Raw genomic sequence first — 18,180 nt, forward strand, 5'->3', positions numbered from 1 at the left:
GGCGCTCACTGGAGCTCCTCGGGCGTGCCCATCGACGCGCTCAGGAGCCGCGTCTCGAAGCTGGGGGAGGAGAAGCTGAAGAGGTGCACCTTCAGGCTCTTGGCGAAGCGACGGATGCCGACCTTCCCGACGATGGAGACGTCGCCTTCGAGCGGCGTGAACGACATGTCCCAGGTCACGTCGCCGCGGACGAGCAGCTTCTCATCGGCGGTGAGCCCGAAGCCGAGCGTCGTGTCGAGCGGGAAGCTCGTGGTGACGAAGCGCAGATCGGCGACCACCGCCGCCTTCACGATCTTCAAGTCGACGCCGCCCTCCACGGTGCCGGTCAGGCCGAAGTTCGGCGAGGTGACGCGCGTCATCCGGCCGCACGCGGTGATGGTGTCGGCCGACTTCAAGAGGTCCTGGCACGTGGCGGAGTCCGAGAGCGCCTCGAGCGTGTCTTCGAGCGCGACGCCGATGGAGCCGCCGACGCCGATCTTGAAGCCGACGGTCACGGGACCGAAGCCGAAGCCGAGGCTGCCGATCGTGAAGGACTTCGCGGCGCTGAAGTCCTCGGTCTGGACGATGATCGCCGCTTGCTTCGACACGCCGAAGATGCGCTGCCCGAAGGCGTCGACGCCCACCTCGTACGAGGTCTTCGTGGGGTCGACGGCGAGGTTCGCGTCGGCGAAGGCGCGCGCCATTGTCAGGTCGAAGCTCTTGCCGATCTTGCCCTTCAGCGCGACCTCCCCCTCGGTCCGGCTGAACGCGCCGCTCAGGTCGAGGCGGTTCTGGGTCGACATCGTGCTCTCGATCGCGATGCGATCATTGCCGAGCTTGCGCTCGAACTCCTTGTCGAAGCTGCGAGAGGAGGCGGCCGAAGAGGACGAGGCCTCGCGCACGAGCACGACCTCGAGCTCGCGGCAATCGTCGAGGTTGCCGTCGCCCTCGTTGCCCCCCTGGGCGAACGCCCCGGTGAAGCAGCCGCGGATGACGAAGTCGCTCTGGTTCGCCCACGCGCCGCCGGGCGATACGGCTTCGAGGGCGGCCCCTTCGAGGTAGAGCTCGTGCACGGCGTCGTTGGCCGTGCCCGGCACGATGCGATCGACGACGACCTCGGCGACCCTGCTCTTCGGATTGGCGGGATCCCGGATGGTGAGGGGCAGTTGCGTCATGCCGTCGGCCGCCGACCGGATGGTGTAGGACACGGTCGCCTTGCCGGGCGGCACGCTGACGGCGGCCAGCGCCGCGTCGTCGAGCCCGAATTTCAGGTCCTCCTCGATGGTGGGGACGGCCTCGAGGAGCGATGGCGGGATCTGCGAAGGATCCAGCGCGGAGATGTACGGGTCGCGCCCGTTGACGACGAAGCGCGACTGGACCACGAGGGCGGGGTCGATGTCAGGGGGGCCGTCGGGGCCGATGTCCTCGGTGGGCTGCCTCGACAGGACGGCCACCGAGGAGCTCGAGCTGAGCGCGTAGCGGACGTCGATGAGCGAGCCTTCGGCGCCCGTGGGGGTCGGCTGGAGGCGGATCGGGTGCACGCAGCCGGGCTTGGGGTCCGCCGCGTCGAGCGAAGCGCGGCAGAGCTTGTTCGGCGCGTCGCCTCGGCGCGCGTCCGAGAACACGACGCTCGGGGCGTCGAGGTCCGACCCGATCTCGGCCGCGAGCTCCGGGCCCCCATTGAAGTCGACCTGGAGGTTCACCTCGGTGTTTTTCGCGGCGAGCTCGGCGCACTGCGAGGTGGGCCAGATGTAGGCCTCGACGATCCGCTCGGTCCCGTCGCCGATCACCTCGACGTCGATGGCGCTGGAGCTGCAGCCGAGGGGGTTCTTCGGGTCGGTGGGGTTGGCCTCGACGAACGAGAACGTGACGGCGACATTCCGGGTGCCCGGATTCGCGGGGTCGTCGCTGTCCGCGGTGATGCCGAAGGTGATGGGGACCCGATTATTGACGTAGACCGGCTTCGACAGGTCGTAGGGGACGTCGAGGTGCGTCAGCCGCATCCGCTGCACGGCGGCGGCAGCGACGCACTGGCCATTGCGTTCGACGCTCCCTTCCTCACAAACGGCTGCTTCTTGGCAGGCGGCGGCAAGGAGGGAAAAAGCAAGGAGGTAAGAAGGACGAAAGTGCATGGGACCTCGCGGTGGCCAGGAGTTGGGGTGCGAGGCGAGCGACGCGCCCGCCATAGACACACCCGAAAGCTAGGGTGGCTCGCGCGTGCCGTCGCCTTACTCGGCCTTAATCGTCCCGACTGACCTTACCCGCGCGGGACGTCAGCCTTCGGCGCGCAGTCTCGTCGACCAAGCGACCCGGCCACGGGACGAGAGGTTTTGATCTCGCGCGACGTGGCCTCCGGTTCGACTTGGACGGCGCTCGGTGCGCGGGAACGTCGCGTCGGCGCCCGCCGCATCGAGCGCCGTCCTCACAGCCGTGGCTGCCCGATCAAGGACACGAAGCACGTTCGCTTGGTGCGCCTCGACCCAGAAATGCACCGTCATCTCCACGTTCGAGGGCCCGAGCGACTCGACATAGACCCACGCCGCCGGATCGGCCATGACGCCCTCCGTGCCGGAGAGCGCGCCCCGGATCACCTCGCGATCCACGTCGACGTCGTCGACGTAGCTGATGCTGACGCCGAGGCGCACGCGCCGAGGTCCGTTCGCGGTGCGCACAATCATGCCTCGCGTGTAGACCTCGCCGTTCGGCACAACCAACAGCTCGTTGTCGTAGGTCCGAATCCGGGTCGAGCGGACGTCGATGTCCTCGACCGTGCCCTCGTAATTGCCAGTGCGGATCTGATCGCCGATGCGGAAAGACCTTCGCCCGAGCAGGAGCACACCGGCCACGAAGTTCTGGAGGATGTCCTTCAGCGCGAACCCAATGGCCACCGAGCTGATCCCGAGCCCTGCCACGAGGTCGCGCCAGCGCGAATCTACCGGCAGACAAGCGGCTTGATGCCGACATCAACGACCCCGTCCATTCTCGCCGCATCGTTCGTGCATCTACGCACGGTGCTCCAGGACGCCCGCTCGAGCCTGCCCGGAGAGGGCGCGGAGACGTGCGCTCGACGCCCAAACGACTAGCACTACTCTGCCACCACCACCCACGCGTTTCATATCGGCACGAGCGCCCGCACCGTCGCTCCGCACCGCGCGCATTTTTGGGGCGCAGCGAGCCTTTGAATCAATCGCCGCCGGATCTCCGGTAGCGACGGTTCAGGCGGCGGGCCGCTGCGCCCGGTCGTTTTTTTCGGCGTTACGCAGGTGCTGGAGGAAGGCGAAGGCCATCATCGTCAGGAGCGCGTGATGGTGCAGCGCGTGCCAGGAGCGGCACTCGACGTGGTCGAGCCCGAGCTCCTCTTTCATCTGCTGATGAGCTTGCTCGCAAACCCATCGCGCCTTGACCACCGAGGCAAGCGTTCCGAGGTCGGCGTCAGCCGGGTAGTTCGAGAGATAATACTTCCGCTCGCCGCTCGCGCGCTTTTCGCAGATGAGCCATGCCTCTTCGCCAGGCCCGTGATTGTGTCCGACGACCTTCGGTCCGTCAGCCACGCGTACGCGAATTGCCGCGAAGGACGCAGTAAGAGGGTTCTTCGTGCCGTCACGCCAGCTCACTTCCTCGAAGCCGTTTTTCGCTCGCGTGGAGAACACCTCGTGTGCCTTCTTCGGGGCCGCCGATACCTTCCCGCGCTTCGGCGGACGACCGCCCGGTCGTGTTCTCTCGGGCGCGGCCACACGTACGGATTTCGGATAGACGAGCTGGTTCGAGTTCACGCCAACCGCCCACTTGAGCATCAATTGTGAAAGCCCGCGTCGAAACGCGGCGCACGCGCCGTACCCCGCATCCGCCAGGACATCGCCGAACTCGACGCCGCTCTGCATGATGCGCTCGACCTCATCGAGTGCGATTTGCCATTTGGGCCGAAACACCACGTCTTCGGGCACCTTTGCGCGGCGCCGCCGCGCTGGATCGTGCGCCCACTCTTTCGGGAGGTAGAGCCGGAGCGCGACGGGGACGGGCACCTCGTCACGCGCAAGCGTGACCGAGACGAGAGCTTGGCAATTAGCGTTCTTGCCGAGCTGCCCGCAGTACTGATGCGCGACGCCAACCGAATGAGTCCCCTTCTTCGGGATCGCCGTGTCGTCGATGACGAGATGGGCATCTTTGCCGCCGACGAGCGCTCCTGCCTTCTCGAGGAGCACCCGCTCGTGCCCGGCCGTGTCCCAGCGAGAGGTCGAGACGAAGTGGTGAAGCTGCTGTGTCTCGCCCGGGCAAACCCGCGCGGCCATCGGCTCGATGCTCTTGCGGTCGCCAGGCCCGAGGAGCCCACGCATGTAGACCTGCGACCACTTCCGCTGAGATGGGTAGCCGAACTCGTGCAGGAACGGCGCTAGCCAGTGCTCGAACTCGCGCTCCCAGTGCTCCTCGGCCAGTTCGTCACTCTTGAACGTGGGTTTGACGGCGGTCACGCGGACAAACCAGCGCAAGGCGTTCCGCCGGGCCAAATTTTGGTCAGGGAAAGATCGGAAGGCAGGTAGATCTAGCTTGTCGCGCGTCAGGTCGCGGGCACGATCGGTCAGGATGGCAGAGTAGTGCTAGGCGCCGGGGAGGAGGAAATCCCGGGTTGTTTGCCCTATGCGCCGACGCGACCACGGCGTCGTCCCGCTAAGCTTGCACTTCTCCTGCAATTGATGGACTGACGCTCACCGCTCATCCTTGATTTGCGCCGTTCGTCACGGCCGGCCGCGCTTTCGTATCTGAGCGCTGGCCTGCTGTCGCCCTGCCCTCTAGCCTCATCCTTGCGTTCCACTCCAAGGAAGCTGCCATGCTCTTGCTCCGCCATCTGCACAAGACCTATGACAACGGCGTCCACGCCACGAATGACGTCAGCCTCGACATCCCCACCGGCCTGTTTGGCCTGCTCGGCCCGAATGGCGCGGGCAAGTCCTCGCTGATGCGCACCATCGCCACGCTGCAGACGCCCGACAGCGGCAGCATCCACCTGGATGGTGTGGATGTGCTGCGCGATCCTCTGGCCCTGCGCCGTCGGCTGGGTTATCTGCCTCAGGATTTCGGGGTCTATCCCAAGGTCAGTGCGCTGGAACTGCTGGACCACTTCGCCGTCCTCAAGGGGCTGACCCGGCGTGGCGAGCGTAAGGAAGCCGTGGAAGCCCTGCTCCACCAGACCAATCTGTGGGAAGCACGCAAGCGGGCTGTGGCCAGCTACTCGGGCGGTATGCGCCAGCGCTTCGGCATCGCCCAGGCCCTGCTCGGCGCGCCGCGCCTCGTGATCGTCGATGAGCCGACGGCGGGCCTGGATCCGGACGAGCGCAACCGCCTTCTCAATCTGCTGGCGCGCATCGGCGAGAAAGTCATCGTGATCCTGTCCACGCATATCGTGGAAGACGTGACCGACCTGTGTGCGCGCATGGCCATCATCGGCAAGGGCCGGGTGCTGGTAGAAGGCGAGCCGCAGGCGGCTATCGCCACGCTCAAGGGCCGCATCTGGCGCGGCGCCGTCAGCGATGCGGAGCTGCCGGACTTCCAGCAGCGCTTCACGGTCCTGTCTTCGCGCCTGGTGGGTGGTAAGCCGCAGATCAACATCTTCGCGGAAGCCCAGCCCCATGCGGGCTTCTCCCAGGTCGAGCCGGGCCTGGAAGACGTCTACTTCCTGCAGCTGCGCGCGGCAGCCTGAGGTGCGGATCATGTGGAAGAGCTTTTTCGCCTTCGATCTGCGCTACCACCTGCGTCAGCCCCTGCTCTGGATCAGCACCCTGCCGCTCGTGCTGATCTCCTTCCTGTCCGCCAGCAGCGACAGCTTCCGCATCGGCGGGGCGATCGGCAATGCGCACATGAATGCGCCCGTCGTCATCGTCAACCAGCTCGGCGTGTTGAGCATCATCGCGATGTTCCTCGTGACCGTCTTCCTGGCTGGCGCCATCCTGCGCGACAGCGAGGTGGGCATGGCCGACCTGCTGTTCGCCACGCCGATGCGCAAGTTCGACTACCTGTTGGGCCGCTTCCTGGCTGGCTTCGCGACCTGCCTGCTGGTATTCGGGCTGATCACGGTGGCCATGATGATCGGCTCGCGCATGCCTGGCATCGATCCCGCGCGCATCGGGCCTTTCTCGCTGCAGTCTTATGCCTGGGGCTTCTTTGTCTATGTCGTGCCGAACCTGCTCTTCGTGTCGGCGCTGCTGACGCTATTGGCCGCGACGACGCGCTCGATGATGATGGTCTATGTCGGCGTGCTCGGCTTCGTCGCCCTGTGGTCGATTGCTGGCTTCCTCGGCGGGCGCGCCGATAGCGCCGTGTTGGCCGTGCTGCTCGATCCCTTCGGTGTGCGGGTGCTGGCCCAGGCCACGCGCTATTTCACGAGCGCCGACATGAATGTGCGTCTGCCCGAACTGAGTGGCGCGCTGCTGATGAATCGCGCCTTGTGGACCATGCTCGCCCTTGGCATGTTCGGCACTACGCTGGTGCTATTCAAGCCCCTGCGGGTCGGAACTGGGCGTGGCTGGCGCAAGCGCCGGGCCGTACTGGAAGTGGCGGCCAGCGCGGCGCCATCCACGCCGCTGCGCCGCATCGAACCGATATTCGGTGCGGCGACGGCTTGGCATCAAACGGCCCGCCTGCTGCGCGCCGATGTGCGCGCCGTCCTGCGCAGCCTGCCCTTCCTCGTCATGCTCCTGCTGGCACTGGCGAACTTCTTCGCCAACTACACAATCGGCGGCATGCGCTTCGACAGCACGCCGTACCCGCTCACACGCCTGATGCTCGAAGAACTCGCGGGCGGCCTCAATGAGATGCTCGTCATCGTGCTGATCTTCTTTAGCGGGGAATTGGTCTACAAGGACAGACAGGCCCGCATCGACGGCCTGGCCGACGCCCTGCCCGTGCCGAACTGGGCGCCGCTGCTCGCCAAGTGCGGCGCGCTGGTGGCGATTGTGCTGGCCTTCCTGCTCGCTGGCGTGGTGGCGGCCGTGGGTATTCAGCTCGTGGTTGGCGGCGCGCCCGTCGACGTCATCCTGTATGCGAAGGGCACGCTGATCTCCTCGGCCTACTTCGTGCTGATGGCGATGGCGCTGCTGGCCCTGCAGGTCGTAGCAGGGAACAAATTCCTCGGCTACGCGCTTGGCATCGCGGTGCTCGCATCCGGCCCGGTGCTGCGCGGCCTGCGTATCGAGCACCATCTGTCGAACTTCGCATCCCTGCCGACGCTGCGCTATTCGGACATGAACGGTTACGGCCACTACATCGCGGGTTGGGCGTGGTTCGTGCTGTACTGGGGCCTGCTGGCGGCAGCCATGCTGATCGCGGCCCAGGGCTTTTGGGTGCGCGGCACGGCCCCGCGCTGGGGCGAACGGGTGAAGGCTGCCGCAGCGGCCCTGCGTGGCCGCGCCGGCGCCGCACTCGCGCTCTGCCTGTCCGGCTTTGCAGCGGCGGGCGGCTGGATCTACTACAACACGAATATCCTCAACGATTACCAGTCCAGCGAAGCCCTGCTTGACTTCCGCGCCGGCTACGAGAAAGCCTACCGCAAGGACATGGACCTGCCTCTCCCCAGCCTGACGGGCATAAGGGCCGAGGTGGACATCTTCCCGTCCGAGCACGTGCTGCGCATCCATGGCCACTACGTCCTGCAGAACAAGACGCAGGCGCCGCTTGCTGTCCTGCGTATCCAAAACGATCTGCGTGCCACGACCCATTTCGACAAGCTGCCCGCAGGCCGCCTGGTACGCGACGACGCGCGCTACGGCGTGCAGGACTGGCAGCTCGACCAGCCGCTGGCGCCTGGCGCCAGCATTGCCCTCGACTTCACGGTGGATGTGCGCAGGCACGGCTTCACGAACGACGGCATGCCCGATCCTGTGAACGACAACGGCACCCTGTTCGCGTTCGAGGATTACTTCCCCAAGTTCGGCTACAACCAGTCGCTCGAAATCGACGACGCCAAGGCCCGCAAGGCGCGCGGCCTGGGCGAGGCGCACCGCATGCCCAAGCTGGAAGATGGCCAGGCCCAGTACAAGAACTACTGGAAGCTGTTCGGCATCGATGCCGATTTCATCGACTTCGAGACCACTGTCTCGACCAGCGCGGACCAGACCGCGCTGGCGCCCGGCTCCCTCGTGAACAGCTGGGAGAAGGATGGCCGCCGCTACTTCCACTACAAGATGGACCGGCCGATCCTGCCCTTCTTCGGCTATCAGTCGGCGCGCTGGGAAGTCAAGCGCGACCAGTGGAGCGGTCTGCCCATCGAGGTCTACTACGACACGAAACACGCCTACAACATCGACCGCATGATCGCGGGCGCGAAGGGCGCGCTCGACTACTACACGGCCAATTTTGGTCCCTATCCCTACAAGCAGGTGCGCATCGTCGAGACCCCGCTCTACCAGAGCTATGCGCGCGCCTTCCCGACGCTGACGCCCTTCTCCGAATCGCTCGGTTTCATCAGCGACCTGCGCGACCCGGCCGCAGCCGACCACGTGTTCTACGTCACGGCCCACGAACTAGCGCATCAGTGGTGGGGTGACCAGGCTATTGCCGCCAACGTCCAGGGTGGCGGGCTGGTGACGGAATCGCTGGCCGAATACTCGGCCCTGATGGCCGTCGAAAAGCATTACGGCGCCGAGACGGTGCGCCGCATCCTGCGCTTCGACCTGGACGAATACCTGCGTGGCCGCACCGCCGAAGGCGCCGAGGAGCAGCCCCTGATCCGCAACGAGAGCCAGACCTATCTGCAGTACCGCAAGGCCAGCCTCGTCTTCTACCGCCTGCGCGAAGAGATCGGTGAGGCGGCCGTGAACCGCGCCCTTCGGCGCTTCCTCGACGACAAACGCTACCAGACAACACCCTACACGACGAGCCGCGACCTGCTTGGCTACCTCCGCGCGGAGACGCCCGCCAGCAAGCAGGATCTGGTGACGGACCTGTTCGAACGCATCGTCTTCTACGACAACCGCGTGCTCGCCGCCAAAGCCAGCCCGCGCGCGGACGGCCGCTGGGACGTGAGCGTCACGGTGCGCCTGGCGAAGACGGAAGCGGATGGCCACGGCAAGGAGACGGCCCGCGTCTACGACGAGCCGATCGACATCGCCGTCTTCACAGGCGGGCGCCTGCTCCCTGCGGCGCAACGCGTGCTGCCTGCCGGCGAAACGCGCTTCACGCTCACCGTGGCGGAAAAGCCTTCCGAAGTGTGCATCGACCCGCGCCAGCTGCTGATCGACCGCGTCCCGGCCGACAACCGCAGGGCTGTCGACATCGCTAACTAGAGGCGCTTGAGCTGCTTGAACTGGACGGCGCGGCGGCGCGACATGTCCACGTTCAAGCCGCTTTCGAGCTGCAGCACCAGGCCGCCCGCGGCCGACGGTCCCACGCTCCGCACGTAGCGCAGATTGACGATGTGGCGGCGGCTCACCCGCATGAAGTGCTGCGGGTCGAGCCGCTCTTCGAGCTGGCTCAGGGAGCGCAGCAGTAGCGGGCGGTTGTGGTCGAAGTAGACGCGCGTGTAATTGCCCTCGGATTCGAACAGGACGATCTGCTCCACGTCCACGAACCAGCAGCGTTCCCCGTCCTGAATGAAGACCTTGCCGTCCGTGGCCTTCTGCGGCGTGGGTGCGGCGTCGCGGCTGTATTTTTTCAGGGCCTGGGCCAGGCGTGGCGGTTCGATGGGCTTGAGCAGGTAGTCAAGCGCATTCGCGTCAAAAGCCTTGAGCGCGAACTGGTCGTAAGCCGTCGTGAAGATGACGGCGGGCGCGCGCTCCAAGGCCGCCAGCAGCTCGAAGCCGCTCCCGTCGGGCATGCGGATATCGAGGAACACGAGGTCCGGCGCCATGTGACGGATAGCGTGCAGTCCATCGGCCACATTGGCCGCTTCGGCCACGACTTCCACTTCCGGGTGGGCGTCGAGCAGACGCCGCAGCTCGCTCCGCGCGAGGCGCTCGTCGTCGATGATGGCGACTCTCATGCGGCTCCCTGTGGCAGTGTCACGGTGGCGCGCACCCAGCCGCCTTCCTCCGCGAGGACGCAGCTTGCCTGCGGGCCGCATTGCAGGGCCAGCCGCTGGATGGCGTTCGACAGGCCAAGCCGCGTGGACGTGCTGGACGCGGCGAGCCGGCCCTGGTTGCATATCTCGACGCGCACCAATCCATCGGCGCCGAGGCGCGCCGATATCCTGACTTCGCAGGGCGCGACCGTGCGCTCGACGCCGTGCTTGACCGCGTTCTCGACGAGGGTCTGCACCACCATCGGCGGCACCGGCGTCGCCGCCAGCGCCGGATCGATGTCGATATGCGCCCGCAGGCGTTCGTCGAAGCGCAGCTTCTCGATGCCGAGATAGGCGCTAACGGCCGCCATTTCCGCGCCGAGGGGGATGGTGCCGGTCTGGTCCGTTTGCAAGCGCTGGCGCATCATGCCCGCGAGCTGGCTGACGGCATGGGCGGCGGCCGGCGCGTCTTCGTAGATCAGGGCGCGGATGCTGTTCAGGCTATTGAAGAAAAAATGGGGATTGACCTGGAACTGCAGGGCGCGCAGCTCGGCATCCTTCACGCTCACCTCCAGCTTGAGCTTTTCCAGCTCGGCGCGCTGGGCGCGGCGGCGCGCGAGGGCGACCGCATAGCACAGGGTCCAGACGGCGAAAATGGCGAACCACAGGACGAACAGCATGGCGTAATCGACAGGACCTGTCGACGGATCGCGCAGCAGAGCGCCATCGCGGAAGGCCAGGTCGGCGGCGAGCAGGCAGCCCGTCTGCAAGACGGCCAGCACCAGCAAGCCGGCGATGATGCGGCCGAAGGGAATGCCGGTGGCGCGGTCCACCCACGCGCGCCGCTTGAGCTGGAGCCGCCAGACATGGGACAGGCCGAGGCCCGTCACCATGCAGAAGCTCTTGGCGAGCGCGAAGCGCAGCATCTGCTGCGTATCGCCGCTGGACGAGGATAGCACGCCGACGCAGGCCAGCGCGCCCCAGCCGGCCAGCTGACAAAGCCAATAATCACGCTGTGTTGTCTGCTCCTGCATGGTCCCGAAGTGAAGAGGATCGAACGAGGCGCATGGTAGCAGTAGAATTGGCTTGCGAACATGGGGGAGCCGAAAAAAAAATGGAGACGCCACGTGTCGATCACCGGCAGGCTGCTGCAATCGGGCGCGTGCATCTGTTTCGCGCCGTTGGAAGCGAGACGCCCGCGGCCGCGATGATGTCGTTCACCGACGTCGGCTCGTAGCCCCGCTCGAAGAACAGCCGCTCGGTCGTGTGTCGAGGCAAGGCACGCTACGGGTAGGCTCGCATTGGACAGAATCCCTTCGAGGGTTCGGCCGCGATGGGGGCCACAGCGACCGGGATTAGAAGGGCGTCAAGGCGGCCGGTCGGCGAGCATCCGCCCCGGAGAGCCCTGGCGGTGGGCAGGGCTCCCCGGGGCGTGCGCGCTACCTCCGCGATCGTCGGCCGGAGCGTGCCACCGCAGCCATCGCCGCGAGAAGCTTCCCCATGGCGCCGTGCGCCGCGCGCGCAGCGTCGATCGCCCGTTCGCCTGCCGGGAGCGAACGTCGCGCACGACGCCGCGGCGCCCGAAAAATCATTCAATGAATGAAATCCGAAACGATATGCCTCCCAGAGTCGTCGGTGGACGAAATGCTCCCAGCAAGCCGATGCATACTCGAAGTCTTCGCGCGTGGGCGCAAGCGTACCGCAGCAAAAGTACGGTTCACGGCGACTTCGCTCTGTTCTACGGCGATCACGGGATGCCAGAGCTTATCGAACCCCTCCAAGCCAATGGCACGAAGCTCGATGAATGTCTTGCCCCCGTGAGGAGAGCCGCGTAAAAAGCAGGGCGAACGGTCACCAAATTTCAACGGAACGCGGGACGTCCCCCGTTGTCTGCGAAGGGCCGCTATGCGAACCGTCGTACGAAGCTCTGCTCGCTCGATCGCCACCCTCAGTTTGTTCGTCACCGCGTGCGCGCCAGCCGAGAGGCACGTGGCGCAGCAACCGACCAAGGCGACTCCGAGCGCGCCAGCCTCGCCCGGCGAGCAGCCCGTGCGGTTCTTCTCGCTCGCGAGGGACATCTCGGGCCCGCACCGCATCGACGCGCGTCACGTCGTGTGGGGAGGGCTGCGCGCCGAGGTCGACGGGGGCACGGTCACACGCGTCGCGGAGCAGGCGCTCTCAGGGAGCATCATCGCCGCGGTCCCCTCGGGCTCCGACTGGATCTTCGTCGACCAGCGCGGCAACGCCTCGCGTGCGACGGGCTTCCTTGGGACGCCGGTCCCGCTCGGCCGCGTCGCCCCGAGCTTCGAGGTCACGTGCCGCGGGGCCTCGGGCCGCGTCGCGTGTGTGGCCGACGGAGCCCTGTGGATCACCGACGGAGTGGCCCCGATCGCGCCCGCGCCCGAGCACCACCGAGGCCCCGTGCTCTCGGCGGCGTTCCTCGACGCACGCTTCGGTGCCGCGGTCTTCGAGGGCGGCGTGCTGGCGATCACCCGCGACGGAGGGGCCTCTTGGCGCACGCAGCCCATGCCCGACGGGCGCGCTTCGATCGAAGTCTTTGTGCGCGAGGGAGAGCTCGAGGTCCGCACCACGCGGGGCTGGTACGGGCTGCACGTGGACCAGCCGCCCACGCGCGGCGCGCCCAACATCGACCGCTCAGACTGGCGCAACCGCGCCGCCGCGGAGCTCGCCCCTTCGCTGCTCGCGGTCTTCGCCGAGCACTTCCCCTTTCAGTGGGAGGAGCTGGGCTTCACGCGCCCATTTCAGCGCCGCAACGACGGCACCTTCCTCTGGCTCGACGACCGCGCCAACACGACCACGCGCTACGACCGCAAACGCGGGACCGAGCTCACGGGCGCTGCGAATCGCGCGCAGTTCCGCCGCGACACCGACCTCGACGCGTGGGGCGAGGGGCTCGTGTTGCGCCGCGGCGGTGAGCTCTTTCGCGCGACGAAGGGCCTCGCGTTCGAGCGCGTCGCGACCGACGCCGACGACTCCCGCGCGTGCGTCGTGGTCGCCTCCGACGACGGCTTGCACGCGGCGGGTATCGGCCCCTGCAACGGAGAGCCCACGCTCACGGTGCTCGACGAGGAGCACGCGCGCATGCGGCCCCTCGCGCTCGCCCCCGAAGACACCCCGCAATCCTTCGTTGGTATGCACGGCACGCACGTGCTCGGTGTGCGCTGCACGGTGCGTTCAGGCGCCAAACCTCCGTGCGCGCCCGTGGTGATCGACACCGCGCGCGGCACGCGCGTCGCGCTCACCCTCGACGGCGAGCCCCTGCCCGCGACGCTCGAAGGTACGCTCGCGCGCGACGGCACGGTGACCGCCCTGCTCATGCCGCCCGAAGGTACGCTCGCGCGCGACGGCATGGCGACGGCCCTGCTCGCCCCGTCTGATGCCGCCTCCTCGCAGCTCTCCGTCGCGGTGGGGCCTATCACGGGTCCGCTACATAAGGTCGCTTTGCCCGCGGGAGCGCTCACGGCACGCTTCTTCGACGCGCGTCGGGGCATCGCTGTGGGCGAGACCTGGGGATCGCTCCAGCGCACCCTCGACGGGGGCGCGCACTGGGAACCACTGCGAATTCCCTCGTCGATCGTCGCGCCTGACGCGCGCATCTTTGGCGGCGTGTACCTCAGCCACTCGTGGACCGGGACCTTGGCGGGCTCCATGGACTGCGATGAGCACCGCTGCTCGCTCTTTGCCCAGGTCGCCATGGTGGGCTGGGGAAAGCTCCCCGAAGCGCTGAGCGACGAGGCCCCGCGCGGGCAGCCCGCGCTCCCGCCGAGGCGCGACTGGAGGGTGGACTGCACCTATCGCCTCCCCGCGAACACGCGCGAGAGCGGGGCCGCCCCCGCGAACGTGGGGGAAGAGGGGCTGCCGCGGGACATCCGTGAGAGCAACGCGTGGGTGCACATCGAGCGCGCGGGCGCGCAAAGCGTGAGTTTGCGCTGGCAGATCGAGCGCAATGGGGCCCCGTCACCGTTGCGCGGCTCCGCCACGTTTCGCCTCGATGGCGTCCCCTCGCCCGACGCCGAAGCCACCTCGGCGCAGCGCGTGCGGTGGGACCTGCGCGCGGTCACCGACCGCGGAGTGCTCCTCGAGCGGTGCGTCTCGAGCACCGAGTGCACGCTAATCTTCAGCGGCGCGCGCGGGGCGCCCGTCGTCCTGCGTCCGCCGGCCTCCGACGATGACTACACACCACGCGCCAAGGTGTTCGACGCGCTCGCGCTCGCCAACGGGGACCTCGTGGTGCGCGCGCAGAGCGCGGTCGAGCGCGTCATCGTCTTCGCCCCCGACGGGCGCGCCCGCTGGCAGCGCGACTTCACCTTCGACCGCGAACACTCGGGCCAGGCCTACTGGGACCACCGCGTGCGCGGGCTCGCACTGCGCGCGGGTGCGCCGGGTTACGCCGCCGAGACCGACGCGCGCGGCTCGCTGCTGTTCTTCCCGCTCACCGAAGCGTCTGCTGACCCCGAGCACATCGCCGCCCCGGCCAGCGCGCACTTTCGCGCCTGCACCTCCGCCGTCACGCCCGCCGGCGCGGTCTCGGTGCGCCTCGCCCAGTACTCGTCGCCCTCGGTCTCGCTCAGCTACACGGTCGAGGACGGGGGTGGTTCGCGCGGTCTGACCGGCTCCGCAACGCGCGTGTACGCCGTTGTCGAGCGCACGGACGAGGGCGTGTGCCTGCGCTCCATCGAGCGCACGGAGGGTTCTGCCCTTGCGTCGCGCGATTACCACGGAATCTCGGTGCGTGCCTCAAGCGACGGGGCGCTCAGGGGCCGCTACGCGGGGCCCCCGGGTACGTACCCGCTGCGGTGCAAGGTCGAGTAGCGGGCCCGACGACGCATATACTCTTCGACGACGTGGGCGACGACGGCGGGCGACGTTCCCGCGCGCCTCCCGCCATTCTCCTGCAGGTTTGCTCGTCAATACGCTGCGCTGGATGAATCAAATCCGCCGCCGCGCGCGGCCCATGGCGCGTACGAGCGCACGATCATCCCCGCGCTCGTACGCCTCGAACAGCGGGGCATCGTGACGTTGACACAGGCCAGGACGGGGGACCCGATGGCGGAGATTCTTCCGAGAGGGCGTCACCCACGTCGAACTACGGGTCGTCGTGTGAGCCCCCTCGTGAAGCTCCGCGCGATCGCCTATGGCTACCGGGTCGAGATCCGGGGACAGGCGGTCGGAACGCTGCGGCGCGTTCGAACGGAAGACGGGGAGTGCTGGGCATGCGAGACGGCATTCATCCGCGCGAATCCCGAGAGCAGAGTCTCTGACAACGGCTTGATGTGATCACACGGCTTCATCTCCTCGCGCCGGAAATGCTCGAGTGCGAGGGCAAACCGGAGCATGTTGCGGCGTCCTGCACTCACGCGTGGTTCACCAGCGAGGTCGCTCGGCCTTCCAAGGGCAAGCAGCGCTTGGCGAAAGCTCGGACCTGGCACCACGGCGCCATTCGAGACAAGCCACATGAGCCCCAGTCCGAGCTCGATTCCCCCCGGCACACTGGCCACGATGGCAGCAGGCATCGTCTGGTCGACCGGTTCGAGTCTGCTGCTCGGTCCAACGACGACGTTTACCGTCTGCGTCTGGGTCACGGACGGCGCGGACGATCCCGGCGGCGTGGCCGGGGAGCGTTGGCCCCCCACGTCACGGGCATGAGCGCTGCGTCGCCGGTAGCGGCATGGATCACCGTGTTCGGCGTGGGGCCGCTGCACGCCGTGAGGCCAAGGGACATCGCGAACAGAATGAACGCAGGGGACTGCATCCAAGCTCCTCCGTCGCGATGTTTTGCACCACGACGCGTCGACCAGTACCCCGCGGCGTGAGCAAGGGCAGTGCAGGATTTCCGTGGCTGAATGTAGGCGAGATCCTGGTGCCTATGTCACGAACGTTGCCCGGCGGCAGGTGTACGTCCACGAATCGACGATCCGGGTTCCATAGCTCAAAACTCGTAATCGCTCGCGTGCCATGGTCTCGGGCGGAGCGTTACTGATTCCTCGGCGAGCGGCGCTGGCGCTTCGGCGTCGGGCGCTTCTCGGCCCAAGTGAGCAGCTCGTCGAGCGCAGGGCACAGCGACTGGCCCCAGTCGGTCAGGTGGTACTCGACCTTGGGCGGCACCTGCGCGTGGACGATGCGCGCGACGATGCCGTCCTGCTCGAGCTGCCGGAGCTGCTGGATCAGCATTTTCTGCGAGATGCCCGGGATGGCACGCTCCAGGTCGGAGAACCGCTGCTTCTTTCCGCCGAACAGGTGGAAGAGAATGACCAGCTTCCAACGGCCCTCGAGCATCTGGATGGCGTCCTCGATGCCGCTGGCCGCCGACGCGGGGGTGTGATGGTCATGCTTACCCAAAGGTATGTACCCCACTTTTTGGTGCGTTCTTGCGCAACGGAAGCCTACTCCTTAAAGAATGGGCCATGCAAACGAACTCCGCGAACTCTTTCGAGCTGCCTGCGCCGGTAGCAAGCTACTTCGCCAACGAGACGACCGACTCACAGGCCGTAGCCCGGTGTTTCACCGAGGACGCCTTCGTCGTGGACGAGGGACACGAGCATCGCGGTCGCGCTGCCATCGCGGACTGGAACGCCGACGCCACAGCAAAGTTCTCGTTCACCACCGAGCTGCTCGCGGCAGAGACGGACGGCACGCGCGCCACGGTCCGCGCGAAGGTGACCGGCAACTTTCCGGGGAGCCCCATCGAGCTTCGCTTCCGCTTCACCCTCGCGGGCGATCTGATCGCCCGGCTGGAGATCGCGCCATGAGCTTCGACCTCGAGCTTCAGAACCGCCGCGCGCTCGTCACGGGCGGCACCAAGGGCGTCGGCGCGGCGGTCGTGACCGCGCTTCGCGATGCAGGGGCCCGCGTCGTCGCTATCGCTCGCTCGGTGCCGAGCGACGCGGACGGTGTGCACTACGTCGCGGCTGACGCCACCACCGCAGAAGGCTGCGCGCTCGTCGCGCGTGAGGCGCTCGCGTACCTCGGCGGCGTCGACATCCTGGTGCACGTCCTCGGAGGCTCGAGCGCGCCTGCGGGCGGCTTCGCTGCGCTGGGGGATGACGAGTGGAAGAAGGCGCTCGACCTCAACCTGATGCCTGCCGTGCGACTCGACCGCGCGCTCTTGCCGTCGATGCTGGCGCAGGGGTCGGGCGTCATCGTGCACGTCACGTCGATCCAGCACGAACTGCCACTGCCCGAGTCGACCACCGCCTACGCGGCCGCGAAAGCAGCGCTCTCGACCTACAGCAAGGCGCTTTCGAAGGAGGTGAGTCCGAAGGGCATTCGCGTCGTGCGCGTGTCGCCGGGCTGGGTGGAGACGGAGGCGTCCGAGCGCCTCGCCGAGCGCCTCGCTGCCCAGGCAGGCACGGACTACGAGGGGGGCAAGAAGATCATCATGGACTCGCTCGGCGGCATCCCGCTGGGGCGACCTGCGAAGCCGCGCGAGGTGGCGGACCTCATTGCCTTCGTCGCGTCACCACGCGCAGGATCCATCACCGGCACGGAATACGTCATCGACGGCGGCACGGTGCCCACGGCGTGAGCGGCGAGCACGGATAGGATCGAGCAGCGACGTCGGACCTGAGGGGGCCGGCAGCATCCCGCAACAATCGCGCGTGTGATGCAGGCGCCGCATGGACGTGCGGCTGGGCTTGCGATGACTTCGGACCGGCTTTCGCCGTTCTCCTGGTTTCGAGACCGCAACATCGCCTTTGACAACCCAACAAATTTGGCGCTATCGATCGTCATCTTGATGGGTGCTATGGATGGTCATCCCAGGCAGCGGAGGGGGCTTCACTCGCGAGCTTCCTCCGCGGCCTGAACCAGCTCCCAGGCGAGAATTCCGAGGGCATGCGCGATTCGCTCGATGTTCTGCAAAGACAGATTTCGCTCGCCGCGCTCGATGCTGCCGATGTAGGTGCGATGCAAATTGCAGCGTTCCCCGAGTTCCTCCTGGGTCAAGCCAAGGGCCTCGCGTCGATCCCGAACGATTCGACCCATACGCTGCTGTAGCGTCTCCCTCACGGCGAAGGAGTAGTTTACGCCACGCGATGGCTTCGTCTCTACAGTTTTCGTGATTGGCACCTAATTCTACTGCGGGACATTAGAATCAAGCAAGAGGGGTTGGCGCATGTTGGTGGCGTGGGATGGCGGCTCTCTACAGGAGGACCCGTGCATGACATCGCCGGTGCGGTGACAGAATGGGCACC

The 18,180-nt window shown here is 67.0% G+C and carries 12 protein-coding genes; 5 read left to right on the forward strand and 7 right to left on the reverse strand.

Going from position 1 to position 18,180, the window contains the following annotated elements:
• Positions 1–5: 5 nt before the first annotated feature.
• From QHF83_RS45460 to QHF83_RS45470, 3 genes are all read right to left on the reverse strand, one after another.
• Complete coding sequence (locus QHF83_RS45460; RefSeq protein WP_282424382.1) at positions 6–2,111, reverse strand: hypothetical protein; 2,106 nt, start codon at positions 2,109–2,111, stop codon at positions 6–8.
• 141 nt (positions 2,112–2,252) lie between these two features.
• Positions 2,253–2,867, reverse strand: a complete 615-nt coding sequence (locus QHF83_RS45465) for a mechanosensitive ion channel domain-containing protein (RefSeq protein ID WP_348980525.1) — start codon at positions 2,865–2,867, stop codon at positions 2,253–2,255.
• Between the two features lie 327 nt (positions 2,868–3,194).
• Positions 3,195–4,448, reverse strand: coding sequence for an IS701 family transposase (locus tag QHF83_RS45470; RefSeq protein ID WP_282424384.1), 1,254 nt, complete (start codon positions 4,446–4,448; stop codon positions 3,195–3,197).
• A gap of 356 nt (positions 4,449–4,804) precedes the next feature.
• On the opposite strand from QHF83_RS45470, the gene QHF83_RS45475 reads away from it, so the two are divergent.
• On the forward strand, positions 4,805–5,674 hold the full coding sequence (locus QHF83_RS45475; protein WP_282424385.1) for an ABC transporter ATP-binding protein: 870 nt from the start codon (positions 4,805–4,807) through the stop codon (positions 5,672–5,674).
• A gap of 10 nt (positions 5,675–5,684) precedes the next feature.
• Positions 5,685–9,254: a M1 family aminopeptidase gene (locus tag QHF83_RS45480; protein WP_282424386.1), complete on the forward strand. Its 3,570-nt coding sequence runs from the start codon at positions 5,685–5,687 to the stop codon at positions 9,252–9,254.
• On the opposite strand, the gene QHF83_RS45485 is transcribed toward QHF83_RS45480, so the two are convergent.
• On the reverse strand, positions 9,251–9,949 hold the full coding sequence (locus QHF83_RS45485; protein WP_282424387.1) for a LytTR family DNA-binding domain-containing protein: 699 nt from the start codon (positions 9,947–9,949) through the stop codon (positions 9,251–9,253). The genes QHF83_RS45480 and QHF83_RS45485 overlap by 4 nt on opposite strands.
• Complete coding sequence (locus QHF83_RS45490) at positions 9,946–11,001, reverse strand: histidine kinase (RefSeq protein WP_282424388.1); 1,056 nt, start codon at positions 10,999–11,001, stop codon at positions 9,946–9,948. The genes QHF83_RS45485 and QHF83_RS45490 overlap by 4 nt, the downstream gene beginning before the upstream one ends.
• A gap of 955 nt (positions 11,002–11,956) precedes the next feature.
• On the opposite strand from QHF83_RS45490, the gene QHF83_RS45495 reads away from it, so the two are divergent.
• Positions 11,957–14,800: a hypothetical protein gene (locus QHF83_RS45495; RefSeq protein ID WP_282424389.1), complete on the forward strand. Its 2,844-nt coding sequence runs from the start codon at positions 11,957–11,959 to the stop codon at positions 14,798–14,800.
• Positions 14,801–15,961: 1,161 nt separating this feature from the next.
• Here the strand turns inward: QHF83_RS45495 and QHF83_RS45500 are convergent.
• Positions 15,962–16,342 carry a helix-turn-helix domain-containing protein gene (locus QHF83_RS45500; protein WP_282424390.1) on the reverse strand — a complete coding sequence of 127 codons (381 nt, stop codon included), beginning with the start codon at positions 16,340–16,342 and terminating at the stop codon, positions 15,962–15,964.
• A 50-nt stretch (positions 16,343–16,392) separates the two neighbouring features.
• Between QHF83_RS45500 and QHF83_RS45505 the strand changes: the two genes are divergently transcribed.
• Together QHF83_RS45505 and QHF83_RS45510 are read left to right on the forward strand one after the other, a co-directional pair.
• Positions 16,393–16,737 carry a nuclear transport factor 2 family protein gene (locus QHF83_RS45505; RefSeq protein ID WP_282424391.1) on the forward strand — a complete coding sequence of 115 codons (345 nt, stop codon included), beginning with the start codon at positions 16,393–16,395 and terminating at the stop codon, positions 16,735–16,737.
• Positions 16,734–17,513, forward strand: coding sequence for an SDR family oxidoreductase (locus tag QHF83_RS45510; RefSeq protein ID WP_282424392.1), 780 nt, complete (start codon positions 16,734–16,736; stop codon positions 17,511–17,513). The genes QHF83_RS45505 and QHF83_RS45510 overlap by 4 nt, the downstream gene beginning before the upstream one ends.
• A gap of 251 nt (positions 17,514–17,764) precedes the next feature.
• On the opposite strand, the gene QHF83_RS45515 is transcribed toward QHF83_RS45510, so the two are convergent.
• The gene (locus QHF83_RS45515) at positions 17,765–17,971 is read right to left on the reverse strand and encodes a helix-turn-helix transcriptional regulator (protein WP_282424393.1); all 207 of its coding nucleotides are present in this window, start codon (positions 17,969–17,971) and stop codon (positions 17,765–17,767) included.
• Positions 17,972–18,180 lie beyond the last annotated feature (209 nt).

It is taken from the genome of Polyangium sp. 15x6 (assembly GCF_029960785.1).
GTDB lineage: Bacteria > Myxococcota_A > Polyangia > Polyangiales > Polyangiaceae > Polyangium.